Below are 17,670 nucleotides of genomic sequence, written 5' to 3' on the forward strand. Positions count from 1 at the left end.
CCTATAAGGTTGGCAAAACACGCGTATGATGCAAGCGAAACATGGCCTTCTAGCCCACGAGGGTCTGCTTCTGCTGCTGAATATCCTGCTCAATTCCCTCACGAACGTCCTGTGGGATCTTCAGCGCATCGCCCAGGGCGTTCAGGTAGCTGCGCTCCATAAAGTGATCGATATCGATGGCGGCACAGCTCAGAAAATAGAGTTCCAGCGCCTCTTCTTCGTTTTTCACGCTTTGCGCCAGACGCTGCGGATCAAGCGGCTGTTCGATGGCCTGCGCCACCAGCGCCCTGCCCTGTTCCTCAACGCCCGCTTCCCGCATCTGCTGTTCAATTGCGGCACGTTCACTGGCATCAATATGCCCGTCGCTCTTGGCCGCAAAGACCAGGGCGAGGATCAACCGCTCGGTGCGTAAATCTAACGGCGATACCTGCTTCCCGTACTGCGGTTCATCCTGATGCGCGCTGCGCACCTTGTCTTTGTATTTGTTCCATAAGACGGAGCCTGCAATAGCCCCTCCGCCCGCCAGCAGCGCGCCGGTACCATATTTGGTAAGCAGTTTCCGCGATGATTTATTGGCAACCAGCAAACCGGCCAGCCCGCCGAGCGCACCCGGCACCAGCAGCTTGCTCAGACCCTGCTCGCCGGACGACGAGCCTTTTTGTCCCAACAGGGATTGCAGTTGATTCATCCAGCCTGACATATTTTTCCTCACGTAACAGTGCGTAACCTTCACAGCCTAAGCGAGCGGGTGTCAGGAAATGTCTGTCAGTACTAAAGAAGCGCAAATTTCCCTGCTGTCCGGTTATCCCCATACAAGACAGACGCAAACGTTTTCGTTTATACTGCCCGCATCTTTTTCAGGGGGATTTTTATGACTCGTTTAGGAACCGCGCTGCGTCCCGCCGCGACGCGCGTCATGCTGTTGGGATCGGGTGAACTGGGTAAAGAAGTGGCCATTGAATGCCAGCGTTTAGGTGTGGAAGTGATTGCGGTGGACCGTTACGCGAATGCGCCCGCCATGCACGTCGCGCATCGCTCGCACGTCATCGATATGCTTGACGGTAATGCGCTGCGGGGGTTAATTGCCGACGAAAAACCGGATTTCGTGGTACCTGAAATTGAGGCCATTGCCACTGAGATGTTGATTGCCCTTGAACAGGAAGGCCAGCGCGTGGTGCCCTGCGCCACTGCGGCAAAACTGACCATGAACCGGGAAGGCATTCGTCGCCTGGCGGCAGAAGAATTACAGCTCCCGACCTCCAGCTACCGTTTTGCCGGGGATAAAGCTGCGTTTCTCCAGGCCGTAGAGGAGATTGGCTACCCGTGCATCATTAAGCCGGTAATGAGCTCCTCCGGCAAAGGGCAGAGCTTTATCCGCGACAGCAGCACGCTGGACAACGCCTGGGACTATGCCCAGCAGGGCGGCCGAGCCGGGGCCGGGCGCGTCATCGTGGAAGGCGTGGTGAAGTTTGATTTTGAAATTACCCTGCTCACCGTCAGCGCCGTGGATGGCGTTTATTTCTGCGACCCGATTGGTCATCGGCAGGAAGACGGCGATTATCGCGAATCCTGGCAGCCGCAGCAGATGAGCGCGCTGGCGCTGGCACGCGCACAGGAGATCGCCCGCAAGACGGTGCTGGCGCTGGGCGGCTACGGCCTGTTCGGCGTGGAATTGTTTGTTTGCGGCGACGAGGTGATCTTCAGCGAAGTCTCCCCTCGTCCGCACGATACCGGGATGGTTACGCTGATTTCACAGGATCTCTCTGAGTTCGCGCTGCATGTACGCGCTTTCCTCGGTCTGCCGGTTGGCGGCATCCGTCAGTACGGCCCGGCAGCCTCGGCGGTGATCCTGCCGCAGCTGACCAGCCAGAATGTCACCTTTGATAACGTCGAAGGTGCGGTTGGCGCAGGCTTGCAGGTCCGGCTGTTCGGCAAACCGGAGATCGACGGAAGCCGTCGTCTGGGCGTGGCATTAGCGACCGGGAAAAATGTGGACGAAGCCGTCGCGAGAGCAAAAAGAGCGGCTGCGAACGTCAGCGTAGCAGGATAAAAAAACGGGCCGAAAGGCCCGTTTTAACTGTCTGGCTGGCCGGGTTAGGCGCAGCCGACACCCGGCAAACAAACTTACTGTTTCGCGCCTTCTACCGCTTCGCGAGCCAGTTTAGTGATGCGATCCCAGTCGCCTGCTTCCAGCGCATCCGCCGGAACCAGCCAGGAGCCGCCGATGCACAGCACGCTTTTCAGCGCCAGATAGTCACGGTAGTTGGCCGGAGAGATGCCGCCCGTTGGGCAGAAACGCACCTGGGAGAATGGGCCCGCAATGGCCTGCAACGCTTTGGTGCCGCCGTTCGCTTCAGCCGGGAAGAATTTGAACTCTTTCAGGCCGTAGTCCATGCCCAGCATCAGTTCAGAAACGGTGCTGATACCCGGGATCAGCGGAATAGAACCTTCGGTTGCGGCTTTCAGTAGCGGCTCAGTCAGCCCCGGGCTGATGGCAAACTGTGCGCCCGCTTCGGTCACTTCCGCCAGCTGCTGCGCATTCAGAACCGTACCGGCACCAATGATCGCTTCCGGCACTTCTTTGGCGATAGCACGGATCGCATCCATCGCACAGGCGGTACGCAGGGTCACTTCCAGAACACGAACGCCACCCGCAACCAGCGCCTTCGCCATTGGGACAGCGTGCTCCAGTTTGTTTACCACAATAACCGGCACGACAGGGCCAGTGGTCAGGATTGCTTCTGCACTTGTTTTCCAGTTTTTCATCAGAGTTTTCTCTCGCCAGATCGTTAAAATCAAGTCGTCTTAAAACGTAATACAGGTTGCGCCCTGCTCCGCACCGGAGAGTTTCTCACGCAACGCACCAAACATTTCGCGTCCGGTACCCACGCGTGACGCGCTCAGGTCAGGAATATGTGGCTGACGCGCCGCCAGCTCTGCTTCATCCACCAGCAGGGTTAACTCGCCTGTCTGACCGTTAACGCGGATCATGTCACCATCACGCACTTTCGCCAGCAGGCCGCCGTCGTAGGCTTCCGGGGTGACATGAATCGCTGAAGGCACTTTACCGGATGCCCCCGAGAGGCGTCCATCGGTTACCAGCGCAATTTTGAAACGGCGGTCCAATAATACACCAAGCGGCGGCATAAGTTTATGTAATTCTGGCATCCCGTTCGCTTTTGGTCCCTGATGACGCACCACGACCACGCAGTCTTTATCAAGCAGACCCGCGTCAAAGGCAGGTAAAACGTCGTGCTGGCTTTCAAACACCACCGCCGGGGCTTCGATAACCTGATTCTCTTCCGGCACGGCAGAGGTTTTCATCACGGCACGTCCAAGGTTACCGCTCAGCACTTTGGTGCCGCCGTGAGGAGAGAACGGCTGTTCGAAGGTTGCGATAACCTGAGGATCGAGCGAGTCGCTCGCCCCTTCGCGCCAGTCCAGCTCACCGTTGTTCAGCCAGGGTTCAAGGGTATAGCGATGCAGACCAAAGCCCGCCACCGTGTTGACATCCTCATGCAGCAGGCCGCCTTTCAGCAGCTCGCGCATCAGCACCGGCACGCCGCCCGCGGCCTGGAAGTGGTTGATGTCCGCCGGACCGTTCGGGTACAGACGCGCCATCAGCGGTACCACGGAGGAGATATCGGAGAAGTCATCCCAGTTGATCAGAATGCCCGCCGCGCGCGCCATCGCGACAAGGTGCATGGTATGGTTGGTTGAACCGCCGGTCGCCAGCAGGGCGACAATCCCGTTTACGATGACTTTTTCATCCACCATTTTGCCCATTGGCATCCACTCGTTGCCGTTACCGGTCAGGCGCGTCACCTGACGGGCTGCGGCTTCGGTCAGCGCTTTACGCAGTGGCGCATCCGGCTGGATGAACGACGAGCCCGGCAGCTGCATACCCATAAACTCCACCACCATCTGGTTGGTGTTGGCCGTACCGTAGAACGTACAGGTGCCCGGCGCATGATAGGACGCGGCTTCCGCTTCCAGCAGTGCCTGACGGTCCGCTTTTCCTTCGGCATACAGCTGGCGGATACGGACTTTTTCCTTGTTTGGCAGACCGCTAGCCATCGGGCCTGACGGCACAAAAATCGCTGGCAGATGGCCAAACGACAGCGCGGCCATCACCAGCCCCGGGACGATTTTGTCGCACACGCCCAGATAGAGCGCGCCATCAAACATGTTGTGAGAGAGGCCCACTGCCGCCGACATGGCGATCACTTCGCGGCTCAGCAAGGACAGCTCCATACCGTCCTGGCCTTGGGTTACGCCATCACACATGGCCGGCACGCCGCCTGCAACCTGGCCCACCGCGTTCACGCTGTGCAGCGCATTGCGGATGATAGCCGGGTAGGCCTCATACGGCTGGTGGGCTGAAAGCATGTCGTTATAGGAGGTAATGATGGCGATATTGTTACGCAACATGCTTTTCAGCGCGTCTTTATCACCAGGCTGGCAGGCCGCAAAGCCGTGGGCCAGATTCCCGCAGGCCAGCTGAGAGCGATGGACAGTTTCACTCTTCGCCTGTTCGATGCGGGCAAGGTAGGCAGCACGGGTCTCTTTCGAGCGTTCAACGATGCGTTGTGTTACGCGTAACAATGTCGGATTCATAAAAGCTCCTCTAATTTATCTGTCCAGGCTCGGGAGTTTACACAGTTTCTGACGGTTGTTAACAACGCTGAAACGCCTGATATCCGGAGCACAGGGGCAAAATGTCTGAAGGGAGTGTAATAAAAAAAGCTCCGCGGGTGAATCCACGCGGAGCTTAAAAGATAAAAATTATGCCACTTGCTGTGTTAGATCATGTTACCGGTAAAATAACACCTTTGGGCTAGAGAAGGTGGTTATTCAAACTCGTTCCAGGAGCGGCCATCACGGGTGATCATCGCAACGGAGGCGACAGGTCCCCAGGTTCCCGCCTGATACGGTTTTGGCGCGTCCTGATCGGCTGCCCACGCTTCAGTGATGGAGTCGACCCACTTCCACGCCTCTTCCACTTCATCGCGGCGGACGAACAGCGCCTGGATACCACGCATGGTTTCCAGCAGCAGACGCTCGTAAGCATCGGCGAGATGCGTCTGGTTGAAGGTTTCAGAGTAGCTCAGGTCCAGCTTAGTAGTTTGCAGGTTGTGTTTGTGATCAAGGCCCGGCACTTTGTTGAGGATCTGAATATCCACACCCTCGTCCGGTTGCAGACGGATGGTCAGTTTGTTCTGCGGCAGTTCCTGCCAGGATTCTTTGAACAGGTTCAGTTCCGGATTTTTGAAGTAGACCACCACTTCGGAGCATTTTGCTGGCAGACGTTTACCGGTACGCAGGTAGAACGGCACACCGGCCCAGCGCCAGTCGTCGATATCCACGCGGATCGCCACAAACGTCTCGGTGTTGCTGGACTTGTTCGCGCCCTCTTCTTCCAGATAGCCAGGAACTTTTTTCCCCTGGGCAAAACCTGCGGTGTACTGGCCGCGCACGGTTTTCTCACGCACGTTGGAGCGGTCAATACGGCGCAGTGATTTCAGCACTTTCACTTTGGCATCACGAATGCTGTCGGCCGTCAGATCTGACGGTGGAGACATGGCAATCATGCACAGAATTTGCAGCAGGTGGTTCTGGATCATGTCCCGCATCTGGCCGGCCTGGTCGAAGTAGCCCCAACGGCCTTCGATGCCCACCTCTTCCGCCACGGTAATTTCCACGTGGTCGATAGTGCGGTTGTCCCAGTTGTTCACGAACAGGGAGTTGGCAAAACGCAGCGCCAGCAGGTTCAGTACCGTCTCTTTGCCCAGATAGTGGTCAATACGGTAAACCTGACACTCCTCAAAGAACTCGCCCACCTGGTCGTTGATTTCACGCGAGGTCGCCAGCGACGTACCCAGCGGTTTCTCCATCACCACGCGCGCCGGTTTGGCGTTCAGCTTCGCCTCGCCCAGACCTTTGCAGATGGCGCCGAAGGTGCTTGGCGGCATGGCGAAATAGTTAATAGTGACACGATTTTCCTGGTCAAGCATTTCACCCAGACGGGTAAAGGCGCCTACATCGTTGACGTCCAGGTTGCAGAAATCGAGACGCCCGCTCAGCTTATCCCAAAGGCTTTCATCGATTTTCTCTTTCATGAACGTTTCGAGCGCCTCGCGCACGACTTTGGTATAAGCCTCCTTATCCCAGTCTGCGCGTCCTACCCCAAGGATCCGGGTATCGGGATGGATCTGGCCCGCTTTTTCGAGCTGATACAGGGAAGGCAGCAATTTTCGGCGTGCAAGATCGCCTTTAGCGCCGAAAATGACCAGGTCACATGCCTGGGCTGTTTGCGTTACCGCCATGTCATTCTCCTCAGTTAGATCGCCTGGTACTCTGCCAGGTATCGTTGTAATTTTATTACAATGCACTGTACTGCTTTTACGCGTTTCCTGAAACTATTAGCGCTTAACGTCGCGTGCGATACGGTAATTTTTCGTCACCCGGGCCATAACGCCCGTCTGATGACGCAACAAACGTCGATTCTTTGCGCAACAGGGTCAGAGCAAAACCCGACGTCGATCAAGTAATGAAAAAAAACAACAACATTTCTTGTCGACGATTACCCTTTCGGGAGTCCCGGGGGTAATATCGGCTAAATCGAATCAAGATTTCATCTCTTTATGAAATCGTTTATGCCCTCATGAGCGTCTTGTTAACAATGAACATGCTGGAAAAAATCCAGTTTCAACTGGAACACCTTAGCAAATCCGAGCGCAAAGTGGCTGAAGTTATTCTCGCCGCGCCCGCTCAGGCGATTCATTCAAGCATCGCCGCTCTGGCACAGGAATCGGGCGTCAGCGAACCGACGGTCAATCGATTCTGTCGTAGTCTGGACACGCGCGGCTTTCCTGATTTTAAACTGCATCTGGCCCAAAGTCTGGCAAACGGCACCCCGTATGTTAATCGCAATGTAGATGAAGACGACAGCGTTGATGCTTACACCGCAAAAATATTTGAATCGGCTATGGCCACGCTCGACCACGTTCGCCAGTCTCTGGACATGAGTTCAGTGAATCGCGCGGTCGATCTTCTCACGCAGGCCAAACGGATTGCCTTCTTTGGCCTTGGCTCGTCCGCCGCCGTGGCGCATGACGCCATGAATAAGTTCTTTCGCTTTAACGTGCCGGTGATTTACTCCGATGACATTGTGCTGCAACGCATGAGCTGTATGAATTGTAGTGAAGATGATGTCGTGGTACTCATCTCCCATACGGGCCGCACCAAGAGCCAGGTGGAGCTGGCGCAGCTCGCGCGTGACAACGATGCGATGGTCATCGCCCTGACGACGGCAGGTACGCCGCTGGCCCGGGAAGCGACGCTCGCCATTACCCTGGACGTACCGGAGGACACCGACATGTACATGCCGATGGTCTCCCGCCTGGCGCAGTTGACGGTCATCGACGTGCTGGCGACCGGTTTTACCTTACGCCGGGGCGCAAAATTCCGGGATAACTTGAAGCGGGTCAAGGAAGCCCTGAAAGAATCGCGTTTTGATAAAGAATTGCTTATAAAGAGCGATGTTCCCTAATAACTACGATGTACGATTTACGGCATTCGGTCCCCTCGCTACTGCCTTGCGATAGATGAAGGCCGATTCTATGTTCACGCAACACCAAAGTTGTTTCAGTCAACGGAGTATTACATGTCCAGAAGGCTTCGCAGAACCAAGATCGTCACCACCTTAGGCCCGGCCACCGACCGCGATAATAACCTCGAAAAGATTATCGCCGCGGGTGCCAACGTGGTGCGCATGAACTTCTCTCACGGTACGCCAGAAGACCATAAATTACGTGCCGACAAAGTGCGTGAAATCGCAGCTAAACTGGGCCGCCATGTTGCTATCCTCGGTGACCTGCAAGGTCCAAAAATCCGCGTATCGACCTTTAAAGAAGGCAAAGTCTTCCTCAACATCGGCGATAAATTCCTGCTGGATGCCAACCTGAGTAAAGGCGAAGGCGATAAGGAAAAAGTGGGTATCGACTACAAAGGTCTGCCTGCTGACGTTGTGCCTGGCGACATCCTGCTGCTGGACGACGGACGCGTACAGCTGAAAGTGCTGGAAGTTCAGGGTATGAAGGTATTCACCGAAGTGACCGTCGGCGGCCCGCTCTCCAACAACAAAGGCATCAACAAACTCGGCGGTGGACTGTCTGCCGAAGCGCTGACCGATAAAGACAAAGCGGATATCGTGACCGCAGCGCAGATCGGCGTGGATTACCTGGCCGTCTCCTTCCCGCGCTGCGGCGAAGATCTGAACTATGCTCGCCGCCTGGCGCGCGATGCAGGCTGCGATGCGAAAATCGTTGCGAAAGTGGAACGCGCTGAAGCGGTCTGCGATCAGGACGCGATGGACGACGTGATCCTGGCGTCTGACGTGGTGATGGTTGCCCGTGGTGACCTGGGCGTGGAAATTGGCGACCCTGAACTGGTCGGTATCCAGAAAGCGCTGATCCGTCGCGCGCGTCAGCTGAACCGCGCGGTGATCACCGCCACCCAGATGATGGAATCCATGATCACCAACCCAATGCCAACCCGTGCGGAAGTCATGGACGTGGCGAACGCCGTGCTGGATGGTACCGATGCGGTGATGCTGTCAGCGGAAACCGCAGCGGGCCAGTATCCGGCGGAAACCGTGGCCGCCATGGCGCGCGTCTGCCTGGGTGCGGAGAAGATCCCAAGCATTAACGTCTCCAAGCACCGCCTGGATATCCAGTTCGACAATGTGGAAGAAGCGATTGCGATGTCCGCGATGTACGCAGCCAACCACCTGAAAGGGGTCACGGCGATCATCACCATGACCGAATCTGGCCGTACCGCGTTAATGACGTCCCGTATCAGCTCCGGTCTGCCGATCTTCGCCATGTCCCGTCACGAGCGTACGCTGAACCTGACGGCGCTGTATCGCGGCGTGACGCCAGTATACTTCGACAGCACCAACGACGGCGTGGCCGCCGCGCACGATGCCGTGAACCTGCTGCGCGACAAAGGTTATCTGGTATCCGGTGATATCGTTATCGTGACGCAGGGTGATGTGATGAGCACCATCGGCTCAACCAATACCACCCGCGTACTGACCGTAGAGTAAGCTCCGATCCCCTCTCCCCTAAGGGGAGAGGGGTGAAGGTTTCCTATTTCTTCGGGAAAAGCTCTTTACGCTTGTACGGCTCTGTTTCGCCAGGTTTACGCGTTTTGAGCAGCTTCAGGATCCACGTATATTGCTCCTTATGCGGCCCCACCAGCACTTCCACCTCTTCATTCATGCGGCGTGCGATGGTGTGATCGTCTGCGGTCAGCAGATCGTCCATCGGCGGACGTACCTCAATGCTCAGGCGATGCGTTTTACCGTCATAAACCGGGAACAGTGGGATCACGCGGGCGCGGCAGACTTTCATCAGGCGACCAATCGCGGGTAGCGTGGCTTTATAGGTTGCGAAGAAATCGACAAACTCGCTGTGTTCCGGGCCGTGGTCCTGATCGGGCAGATAGTAGCCCCAGTAACCCTGACGTACCGACTGAATGAAAGGCTTAATGCCATCGTTTCGAGCGTGCAAACGCCCGCCAAAGCGACGGCGCACGGTATTCCAGACGAAGTCGTAGATTTTGTTTCCCTGATTATGGAACATCGCCGCCATTTTCTGGCCCTGCGACGCCATTAACATCGCCGGAATGTCTACCCCCCAGCCGTGCGGCACCAGGAAAATCACCTTTTCATCATTGCGACGCATCTCGTCGATGATCTCCAGCCCTTTCCAGTCAACGCGTTCGACGATCTTCTCCGGCCCTTTCAGCGCCAGTTCCGCCATCATCGCCATGGCCTGTGGCGCGGTGGTATACATGTCATCAATGATTGCTTCGCGTTCGGCGTCGCTTTTATCCGGAAAACAGTACAACAGATTTATTTGCGCGCGGCGGCGTGCGCTTTTACCTAAGCGCCCTGCCAGGCGCCCCACTTTGCCGAGCACCGGATCGCGGAGGGAAGCAGGTAGCAACGCCATGCCAGCAAACGCGTATACGCCAAGCCAGGCGCCCCAGTTACGCGGGTGGCGAAAAGATTTTTCAAACTCGGGAATGTACTCAATATTGTTTTTTTTGGTTTCCATGCGGGTTCCAGGGTCTGGTGACGCAAAAATATATTCGGATAGTGTAGCGAGGCTGCCGCCCGCGCACAAAAGAAAAAGCCGGCGCATACTGACGCCGGCTTTTTAAATCAGGAGAGCTTAGTCGAAGCGCAGCTGCGGCATCACCTCTTTCACCTGCGCCAGGTAATCTTTGCGATCTTTGCCGGTCAGCCCTTCGGTGCGCGGCAGTTTCGCCGTCAGCGGGTTAACTGCCTGCTGGTTGATCCACACTTCGTAGTGCAGGTGCGGACCCGTCGACCGGCCGGTGTTACCGGACAGCGCGATGCGATCGCCACGTTTCACTTTCTGGCCCGGTTTGACCAGCAGTTTACGCAGGTGCATGTAGCGGGTGGTGTACGTACGACCGTGACGAATAGCAACGTAGTAGCCAGCAGCACCGCTGCGTTTCGCCATGACCACTTCACCATCCCCTACCGCCAGCACTGGCGTGCCCTGCGGCATGGCGAAGTCAACGCCACGGTGCGGCGCTACGCGGCCAGTTACCGGGTTCAGACGACGCGGGTTAAAGTTGGAGGAGACGCGGAACTGTTTCGCCGTTGGGAAACGCAGGAAGCCTTTTGCCAGACCCGTACCGCTGCGGTCATAGAACTTACCGTCTTCCGCGCGAATAGCGTAGTAGTCTTTGCCGTCTGAACGCAGACGAACACCCACCAGCTGGCTCTGCTCGCGCTTACCATCCAGCATTTCGCGGGACATCAGGACAGAGAACTGATCGCCTTTTTTCAGTTTGCGGAAATCCATCTGCCACTGCATGGCTTTGATCACCGAGCTGATTTCAGCGCTGGTCAGGCCGGCATCGCGTGCGCTGGAAACAAAGCTGCCGCCGACGGTTCCTTTCATGACGCTGTTAACCCAGTCGCCCTGCTGCAATTCGCTGGTCATTTTGAAACCGTTTGCAGTGCGATCGTAGGTGCGGGTTTCGCGACGGGACATCTCCCAGGTCAGACGTTGCAGATCGCCGTCGGGCGTTAGGGTCCAGGAAAGCTGCTGACCAATTTTCAGGTTACGCAGCTCTTTATCGGATGCGGCGAGCTGGCTGATGTTGCCCATGTCGATACCGTACTGGTTCAGGACGCTGCTCAGCGTATCGCCAGTAGAAACAACATATTCATGAATGCCGGCTTCATTCTGGATCTTGTCATCCAGCTCATCCTGGGGAATCGCTTCATCTTCCTGAGCGGCCTGATCGATAGGCTCGCTGGCCTCAGGCAGCAGAGAGCGGATCTCGCTCTTCTCTAGTTCGATGGTTTTAATGATTGGGGCGGAACTCGGGTGGTAAACATAGGGCCGCCAGACGGCGACCGCTAATGTGAGAACTGTAAGCGACCCCAGCATAACGCGGTGGGGTCGAGGCAGATTGTTAAATGCCAGGGCGACAGAGCGGGCTATCTGTTGCACGTATTCACTTCCTCGTTAATCTCCTTTCAGGCAGGTCGCATACTGATTCGCCAGTTGGCTGAGGAACTGCGAATAGCTCGCCTTGCTCAACTGGATGTTCGTACCTAGCGGGTCAAGGGTTCCCATGCGCACGGATGTTCCCCTGGCCACGGCTTCTACGACCGCTGGCCTGAACTGTGGCTCAGCAAAAACGCATGTCGCTTTTTGCTCAACCAACTGTGTTCTGATTTCATGTAAACGCTGCGCACCAGGCTGAATTTCAGGGTTGACGGTAAAATGCCCCAGCGGGGTCAGACCGTAATGTTTCTCGTAATACCCGTAGGCATCATGAAAAACGAAGTACCCTTTTCCTTTAAGCGGTGCGAGCTCGTTACCCACCTGTTTGTCGGTTGCGGCTAATTGAGCCTCAAAATCCTTCAGGTTGGCGTCGAGTTTGATTCGACTTTGCGGCATAAGTTCCACTAATTTGTCGTGGATTGCAACCGCTGTAAGCCGCGCTATCTCTGGGGAGAGCCAGAGATGCATGTTGTATTCGCCGTGATGGTGATGGTCGTCACCTTTTTCACCGTGAGCATGGTCGTGGTCGTGTTCGTCACCCTCGTCCTCAGCTCCTTTCATGAGTAACGGTTTCACGCCGGACAGCCCGGCAATCGTCACCTGTTTCTCAGCGGGAAGCTGACTGGCTGACTTCTGCATGAACGCTTCCATCTCAGGACCAATCCAGACGACTAAGTCCGCGTTCTGTAAGCGTTTTACATCAGATGGACGCAGGGAATAATCATGCTCGGAAGCACCATCAGGCAGCAGAACCTGGGTCTCAGTGACCCCATCCGCGATGGCAGAGGCGATAAATCCAAGCGGTTTAAGCGAAGCGACAACGGCGGCGTTAACATCTTGTGCTGTTGTACCCCAAAGAGCAGCGGATAAAGCTGCGAAAAGAAGCGTATTTTTCTGTAACATAATGCGACTAATCATCGTAATGAATGCGTGGAATGTGATATTATAACATTCGATGACTTCTGCAAGCTTAAATTGACATGACGACTTTAGTTTCTCTTGAAAATGTTTCGGTCTCATTCGGCCAGCGCCGCGTCCTTTCTGAGGTGTCGCTGAATCTGAAGCCCGGCAAAATACTCACGCTGCTCGGCCCTAACGGTGCAGGCAAGTCGACGCTGGTACGCGTCGTATTAGGCCTGGTAGCCCCTGACGCAGGTGTTATCGTCCGCCAAGACAAGTTGCGTATCGGCTATGTGCCGCAAAAATTACACCTCGATGCCACCCTGCCCCTGACGGTGAGCCGCTTCCTGCGCCTCCGTCCCGGTACGCGTAAAGCGGATATCCTCCCGGCGCTGAAACGCGTTCAGGCGGGACATCTTGTTGAGGCGCCCTTGCAAAAGCTGTCGGGCGGTGAAACCCAGCGCGTATTACTTGCCCGCGCCCTGCTCAGCAGCCCTCAGCTGCTGGTCCTGGACGAGCCGACGCAGGGTGTTGACGTCAACGGTCAGGTTGCGCTGTACGATCTGATTGACCAGCTCCGTCGGGAGCTAAACTGCGCGGTGCTGATGGTGTCCCATGATCTGCACCTGGTGATGGCCAAAACCGACGAAGTGCTGTGCCTGAACCATCACATTTGTTGTTCCGGCACGCCGGAAGTGGTGTCAATGCATCCGGAATTTATCTCTATGTTTGGCCATCGCGGCGCCGAACAGCTGGGCATCTATCGTCATAATCACAATCACCGCCATGATTTACAGGGACGAATTGTCCTGCGTCGGGGAAATGGACACTCATGATTGAACTGTTACTGCCCGGCTGGCTGGCCGGGATTATGCTTGCCTGCGCCGCGGGTCCACTCGGCTCGTTTGTCGTCTGGCGCAGAATGTCCTATTTCGGCGATACGCTGGCCCATGCTTCATTGCTGGGTGTGGCGTTTGGTTTGTTACTGGACGTGAACCCGTTTTATGCGGTGATTGTCGTCACGCTGCTGCTGGCTGCCGGTCTGGTCTGGCTGGAAAAACGTCCTCATCTGGCAATTGATACCCTGCTCGGCATTATGGCGCACAGCGCCCTGTCGCTGGGCCTGGTGGTGGTGAGCCTGATGTCAAACATCCGCGTGGACCTGATGGCCTACCTGTTTGGCGATCTGCTGGCCGTCACGCCCGAAGATCTGATTTCTATTGCCATTGGCGTGGCAGTGGTGCTCGGGATCCTGCTGTGGCAGTGGCGGAATTTACTGGCTATGACCGTCAGTCCGGATCTGGCCTTTGTTGATGGCGTGAAGCTTCAGCGCGTGAAGCTGCTGTTGATGCTGGTGACGGCGTTAACCATCGGCGTGGCGATGAAATTTGTTGGCGCGCTGATCATCACGTCGCTGCTGATAATTCCTGCCGCCACTGCGCGCCGTTTTGCGCGAACGCCGGAGCAAATGGCCGGTATCGCGGTGATTATCGGAATGATTGCGGTGACGGGCGGGTTAACCTTCTCGGCGTTTTATGACACGCCAGCGGGGCCGTCGGTGGTACTGTGCGCGGCGGTGTTGTTTATTTTCAGTATGATGAAAAAGACCGCGCAGTAGTCAGCATGTCCCCGGTGGCGCTTCGCTTACCGGGGCTACAATTTATCGCTGCTTACGGCATCGCGGGCGGCGTAATGCCGAAATGATTCCACGCCCGCACCGTTGCCATACGACCACGCGGGGTACGCTGCAAGAAGCCCTGCTGGATCAGATACGGCTCCAGCACGTCCTCGATAGTCTCACGCTCTTCGCCAATTGCCGCCGCCAGGTTATCCAGCCCTACTGGCCCGCCAAAGAACTTATCCAGCACCGCCAGCAGCAGCTTACGGTCCATGTAGTCAAAACCTTCGGCATCGACATTCAGCATATCCAGCGCCTGGGCGGCGATCTCGGCCGATATGGTGCCGTCGTGCTTCACCTCGGCAAAGTCACGCACCCGGCGCAGCAGGCGGTTGGCGATACGCGGCGTACCGCGGGAGCGCTTCGCCACTTCAAACGCCCCCTCTTCGCTCATATCCAGCCCCATGTAGCGCGCGCTGCGCCCTACAATATGCTGAAGGTCGGGCACCTGATAAAACTCCAGACGCTGCACGATACCAAAACGGTCGCGTAGTGGAGAGGTCAGCGAGCCGGCGCGGGTCGTGGCGCCAATCAGGGTAAACGGTGGCAGATCGATTTTGATCGAGCGCGCGGCCGGACCTTCACCGATCATGATATCCAGCTGGTAATCCTCCATTGCCGGATAGAGCACTTCCTCCACCACCGGTGAAAGACGGTGGATCTCATCGATAAACAGCACGTCATGCGGTTCGAGGTTGGTCAGCATCGCCGCCAGGTCCCCTGCTTTCTCCAGTACCGGGCCGGAGGTGGTACGCAGGTTAACGCCCATTTCATTGGCGACGATATTCGCCAGGGTGGTTTTACCTAACCCCGGCGGACCAAAAATCAGCAGGTGATCGAGCGCATCGCCGCGCAGCTTTGCCGCCTGGATGAAAATCTCCATCTGAGAACGAACCTGCGGCTGGCCGATGTACTCATCCAGCAGTTTGGGACGGATCGCGCGATCCACCACGTCATCTGGCTGAATGGTGCCTGCCGATACCAGGCGGTCTGCTTCAATCATCCTTTACCTCACAATGCAGCGCGCAGCGCTTCACGAATCAGAGTTTCACTGCTGGCATCCGGTTTAGCAATTTTGCTCACCATCCGGCTGGCCTCCTGAGGTTTATAGCCCAGCGCCACCAGCGCGGCAACCGCTTCCTGCTCGGCATCATCATCAGATGCAGGCGCGCCCGGGGAAGTCAGCACCAGATCGGCTGCCGGCGTGAACAGATCGCCATGCAGACCTTTGAAGCGGTCCTTCATCTCGACAATCAGGCGCTCGGCGGTTTTCTTCCCGATGCCAGGAAGTTTAATTAACGCAGCCGGATCTTCACGCTCAACGGCGTTCACAAACTGTGGCGCTGACATACCGGACAGAATCGCCAGGGCCAGCTTCGGCCCGACGCCGTTGGTTTTAATCAATTCGCGGAACAGGGTGCGTTCCTGTTTGTTATTGAAGCCGTACAGCAGCTGAGCGTCTTCACGCACCACAAACTGGGTAAAGACAACCGCCTCTTTGCCCGCCTCCGGCAGCTCATAGAAGCAGGTCATTGGCATATGGACTTCATAGCCCACGCCACCCACTTCCAGCAGTACTAACGGGGGTTGTTTTTCAATGATGATGCCTCTGAGTCTGCCTATCACGTGACGCTCCTGCGTTCTGGAAGAAATTAACTGCCGACATAATAAAAAAAGGCTGGATAAACATCCAGCCTGATTTGTCATTATCGTAACCTGCCTCGCGCCAGATTGAGCCGCGACTCGCTCATTTGCATCGCATTCTGGCTGACGTGACAGTGGGTAATCGCAATGGCCAGCGCATCCGCGGCGTCGGCCTGCGGGTTCGCAGGGAGCTTCAGCAGGGTACGCACCATGTGCTGCACCTGGCTTTTCTCCGCGCTACCAATGCCCACCACCGTCTGCTTAACCTGACGGGCCGCGTACTCAAACACCGGCAGATCCTGGTTCACGGCGGCAACAATCGCCACGCCGCGCGCCTGACCGAGCTTTAACGCCGAGTCAGCGTTTTTCGCCATAAAGACCTGCTCGATGGCGAAATAGTCCGGCTGGAACTGGGTGATGATCTCCGACACGCCCGCATAGATGAGCTTCAGGCGCGACGGCAGATCGTCCACTTTGGTGCGAATACAGCCGCTGCCGAGGTAGGTTAGCTGGCGTCCCACCTGACGGATAACGCCATAGCCGGTGACGCGTGAGCCGGGGTCAATCCCGAGAATAATCGACATCACGCGTCTCCCGTAAACGGTTTACAGGCTCTCATCAGAGAGTCGCTGCAACCTCATCAGAGATTTCACCGTTGTGATACACTTCCTGCACGTCGTCGCAGTCTTCGAGCATGTCGATCAGACGCAGCAGTTTCGGTGCGGTTTCCGCATCCATGTCCGCTTTGGTAGACGGGATCATGGAGACTTCAGCGTTATCCGCCTTCAGGCCAGCCGCTTCCAGCGCATCGCGCACGGCACCCATCTCTTCCCATGCGGTGTAAACATCAATAGCACCGTCGTCATAGGTCACCACGTCTTCCGCACCGGCTTCCAGCGCCGCTTCCATGATCGCATCTTCGTCGCCTTTCTCGAAGGAGATGACGCCTTTTTTGCTGAACAGGTACGCTACAGAACCGTCAGTGCCCAGGTTGCCGCCGGTTTTGGTGAACGCGTGACGCACTTCCGCAACGGTACGATTACGGTTGTCGGACAGACACTCAACCATCACCGCCGTACCGCCAGGACCGTAACCTTCATAAATGATGGTTTCCATGTTCGCGTCTTCATCACCGCCCACGCCACGTGCGATGGCACGGTTCAGGGTGTCACGCGTCATGTTGTTGGACAGGGCTTTATCCACCGCTGCGCGCAGACGTGGGTTAGAGGCCGGATCGCCGCCGCCTAGACGCGCCGCTGTCACCAGCTCACGAATGATTTTGGTAAATATTTTACCGCGTTTGGCATCCTGTGCCGCTTTGCGGTGTTTGGTGTTGGCCCACTTACTATGACCTGCCATAAAAAGTTCTCCAAAAATCGCGCCTTCTCAGGCAGCGTTAATTACAAATTCTTCAATCGCCTGCCGGTTGCTCCACGACTTGGTCAGTGCGGCGGCATCCGCCGCATCCACCCAGCGGTAGGTCAGGTGTTCCGTGAACACGATCTCCCGCTCATGGGGAAGCGCAAGGCAGAACCACGATTCCGTATTGCGCTCAATGCCCGGTGCATAGCGATGACGTAAATGGCTAAAAATTTCAAACTCCACCGTGCGCTGACAGTCCTTCAGGGTCAGTTGCTCGTAAGCAACGTCAATGGCGACCTCTTCCTTTACTTCACGCGCGGCGGCCTGCGGCGCGGTCTCTCCCTCTTCCAGGCTGCCGGTAACCGACTGCCAGAAATCCGGATCGTCGCGCCGCTGCAACATCAGCACCCGCTTCGTGTCTTCTGCATAAATGACCACCAGAACCGAAACGGGACGCTTATATGCCAT

The 17,670-nt window shown here is 56.5% G+C and carries 17 protein-coding genes; 5 read left to right on the plus strand and 12 right to left on the minus strand.

What is annotated here, in order from left to right:
* Positions 1-49 precede the first annotated feature (49 nt).
* Entirely contained in the window at positions 50-700 is a 651-nt protein-coding gene (locus O1721_RS17530) for a tellurite resistance TerB family protein (protein ID WP_015570286.1), read from the minus strand.
* A gap of 171 nt (positions 701-871) precedes the next feature.
* Between O1721_RS17530 and purT the strand changes: the two genes are divergently transcribed.
* Positions 872-2,050, plus strand: coding sequence for a formate-dependent phosphoribosylglycinamide formyltransferase (gene purT / locus O1721_RS17535; protein WP_032648694.1), 1,179 nt, complete (start codon positions 872-874; stop codon positions 2,048-2,050).
* Positions 2,051-2,124: 74 nt separating this feature from the next.
* Here purT and kdgA read toward each other — a convergent pair whose 3' ends face one another.
* The 3 genes from kdgA to zwf all read right to left on the minus strand — a co-directional run bounded on the left by kdgA (position 2,125) and on the right by zwf (position 6,326).
* On the minus strand, positions 2,125-2,766 hold the full coding sequence (gene kdgA, locus O1721_RS17540) for a bifunctional 4-hydroxy-2-oxoglutarate aldolase/2-dehydro-3-deoxy-phosphogluconate aldolase (protein WP_003859774.1): 642 nt from the start codon (positions 2,764-2,766) through the stop codon (positions 2,125-2,127).
* Positions 2,767-2,805: 39 nt separating this feature from the next.
* Positions 2,806-4,617, minus strand: coding sequence for a phosphogluconate dehydratase (edd, locus tag O1721_RS17545; protein WP_017384346.1), 1,812 nt, complete (start codon positions 4,615-4,617; stop codon positions 2,806-2,808).
* A 233-nt stretch (positions 4,618-4,850) separates the two neighbouring features.
* On the minus strand, positions 4,851-6,326 hold the full coding sequence (zwf, locus tag O1721_RS17550; RefSeq protein WP_003859771.1) for a glucose-6-phosphate dehydrogenase: 1,476 nt from the start codon (positions 6,324-6,326) through the stop codon (positions 4,851-4,853).
* 356 nt (positions 6,327-6,682) lie between these two features.
* On the opposite strand from zwf, the gene O1721_RS17555 reads away from it, so the two are divergent.
* Both O1721_RS17555 and pyk read left to right on the plus strand, forming a co-directional pair.
* Positions 6,683-7,552 (plus strand): MurR/RpiR family transcriptional regulator, encoded by an 870-nt coding sequence (locus tag O1721_RS17555; RefSeq protein WP_003859769.1) that lies wholly within the window; start codon positions 6,683-6,685, stop codon positions 7,550-7,552.
* A 114-nt stretch (positions 7,553-7,666) separates the two neighbouring features.
* Positions 7,667-9,109, plus strand: coding sequence for a pyruvate kinase (gene pyk / locus O1721_RS17560; protein WP_003859767.1), 1,443 nt, complete (start codon positions 7,667-7,669; stop codon positions 9,107-9,109).
* A gap of 43 nt (positions 9,110-9,152) precedes the next feature.
* Here pyk and lpxM read toward each other — a convergent pair whose 3' ends face one another.
* From lpxM to znuA, 3 genes are all read right to left on the minus strand, one after another.
* On the minus strand, positions 9,153-10,124 hold the full coding sequence (gene lpxM, locus O1721_RS17565; RefSeq protein WP_015570283.1) for a lauroyl-Kdo(2)-lipid IV(A) myristoyltransferase: 972 nt from the start codon (positions 10,122-10,124) through the stop codon (positions 9,153-9,155).
* Positions 10,125-10,241: 117 nt separating this feature from the next.
* Positions 10,242-11,561, minus strand: a complete 1,320-nt coding sequence (mepM, locus tag O1721_RS17570) for a murein DD-endopeptidase MepM (RefSeq protein WP_003859762.1) — start codon at positions 11,559-11,561, stop codon at positions 10,242-10,244.
* Positions 11,562-11,576: 15 nt separating this feature from the next.
* Positions 11,577-12,521 carry a zinc ABC transporter substrate-binding protein ZnuA gene (gene znuA, locus O1721_RS17575; RefSeq protein ID WP_032650053.1) on the minus strand — a complete coding sequence of 315 codons (945 nt, stop codon included), beginning with the start codon at positions 12,519-12,521 and terminating at the stop codon, positions 11,577-11,579.
* A 77-nt stretch (positions 12,522-12,598) separates the two neighbouring features.
* On the opposite strand from znuA, the gene znuC reads away from it, so the two are divergent.
* Together znuC and znuB are read left to right on the plus strand one after the other, a co-directional pair.
* Positions 12,599-13,354, plus strand: a complete 756-nt coding sequence (gene znuC / locus O1721_RS17580; RefSeq protein WP_023296807.1) for a zinc ABC transporter ATP-binding protein ZnuC — start codon at positions 12,599-12,601, stop codon at positions 13,352-13,354.
* Positions 13,351-14,136: a zinc ABC transporter permease subunit ZnuB gene (znuB, locus tag O1721_RS17585; RefSeq protein WP_015570280.1), complete on the plus strand. Its 786-nt coding sequence runs from the start codon at positions 13,351-13,353 to the stop codon at positions 14,134-14,136. Before znuC ends, znuB begins: the two co-directional genes overlap by 4 nt.
* 52 nt (positions 14,137-14,188) lie before the next feature.
* Here the strand turns inward: znuB and ruvB are convergent, their stop codons facing one another.
* The 5 genes from ruvB to nudB form a co-directional block, all read right to left on the minus strand.
* Positions 14,189-15,199 carry a Holliday junction branch migration DNA helicase RuvB gene (gene ruvB, locus O1721_RS17590; RefSeq protein WP_003859753.1) on the minus strand — a complete coding sequence of 337 codons (1,011 nt, stop codon included), beginning with the start codon at positions 15,197-15,199 and terminating at the stop codon, positions 14,189-14,191.
* 8 nt (positions 15,200-15,207) lie between these two features.
* Positions 15,208-15,822 (minus strand): Holliday junction branch migration protein RuvA, encoded by a 615-nt coding sequence (gene ruvA / locus O1721_RS17595; RefSeq protein ID WP_003859751.1) that lies wholly within the window; start codon positions 15,820-15,822, stop codon positions 15,208-15,210.
* Positions 15,823-15,902: 80 nt separating this feature from the next.
* Positions 15,903-16,424, minus strand: coding sequence for a crossover junction endodeoxyribonuclease RuvC (gene ruvC, locus O1721_RS17600; protein ID WP_003859749.1), 522 nt, complete (start codon positions 16,422-16,424; stop codon positions 15,903-15,905).
* Positions 16,425-16,458: 34 nt separating this feature from the next.
* Positions 16,459-17,199: a YebC/PmpR family DNA-binding transcriptional regulator gene (locus O1721_RS17605; RefSeq protein ID WP_003859747.1), complete on the minus strand. Its 741-nt coding sequence runs from the start codon at positions 17,197-17,199 to the stop codon at positions 16,459-16,461.
* 27 nt (positions 17,200-17,226) lie between these two features.
* Positions 17,227-17,670, minus strand: coding sequence for a dihydroneopterin triphosphate diphosphatase (gene nudB / locus O1721_RS17610; RefSeq protein WP_003859745.1), 444 nt, complete (start codon positions 17,668-17,670; stop codon positions 17,227-17,229).

The organism is Enterobacter cloacae complex sp. HYC033_NIDB (genome assembly GCF_056673335.1).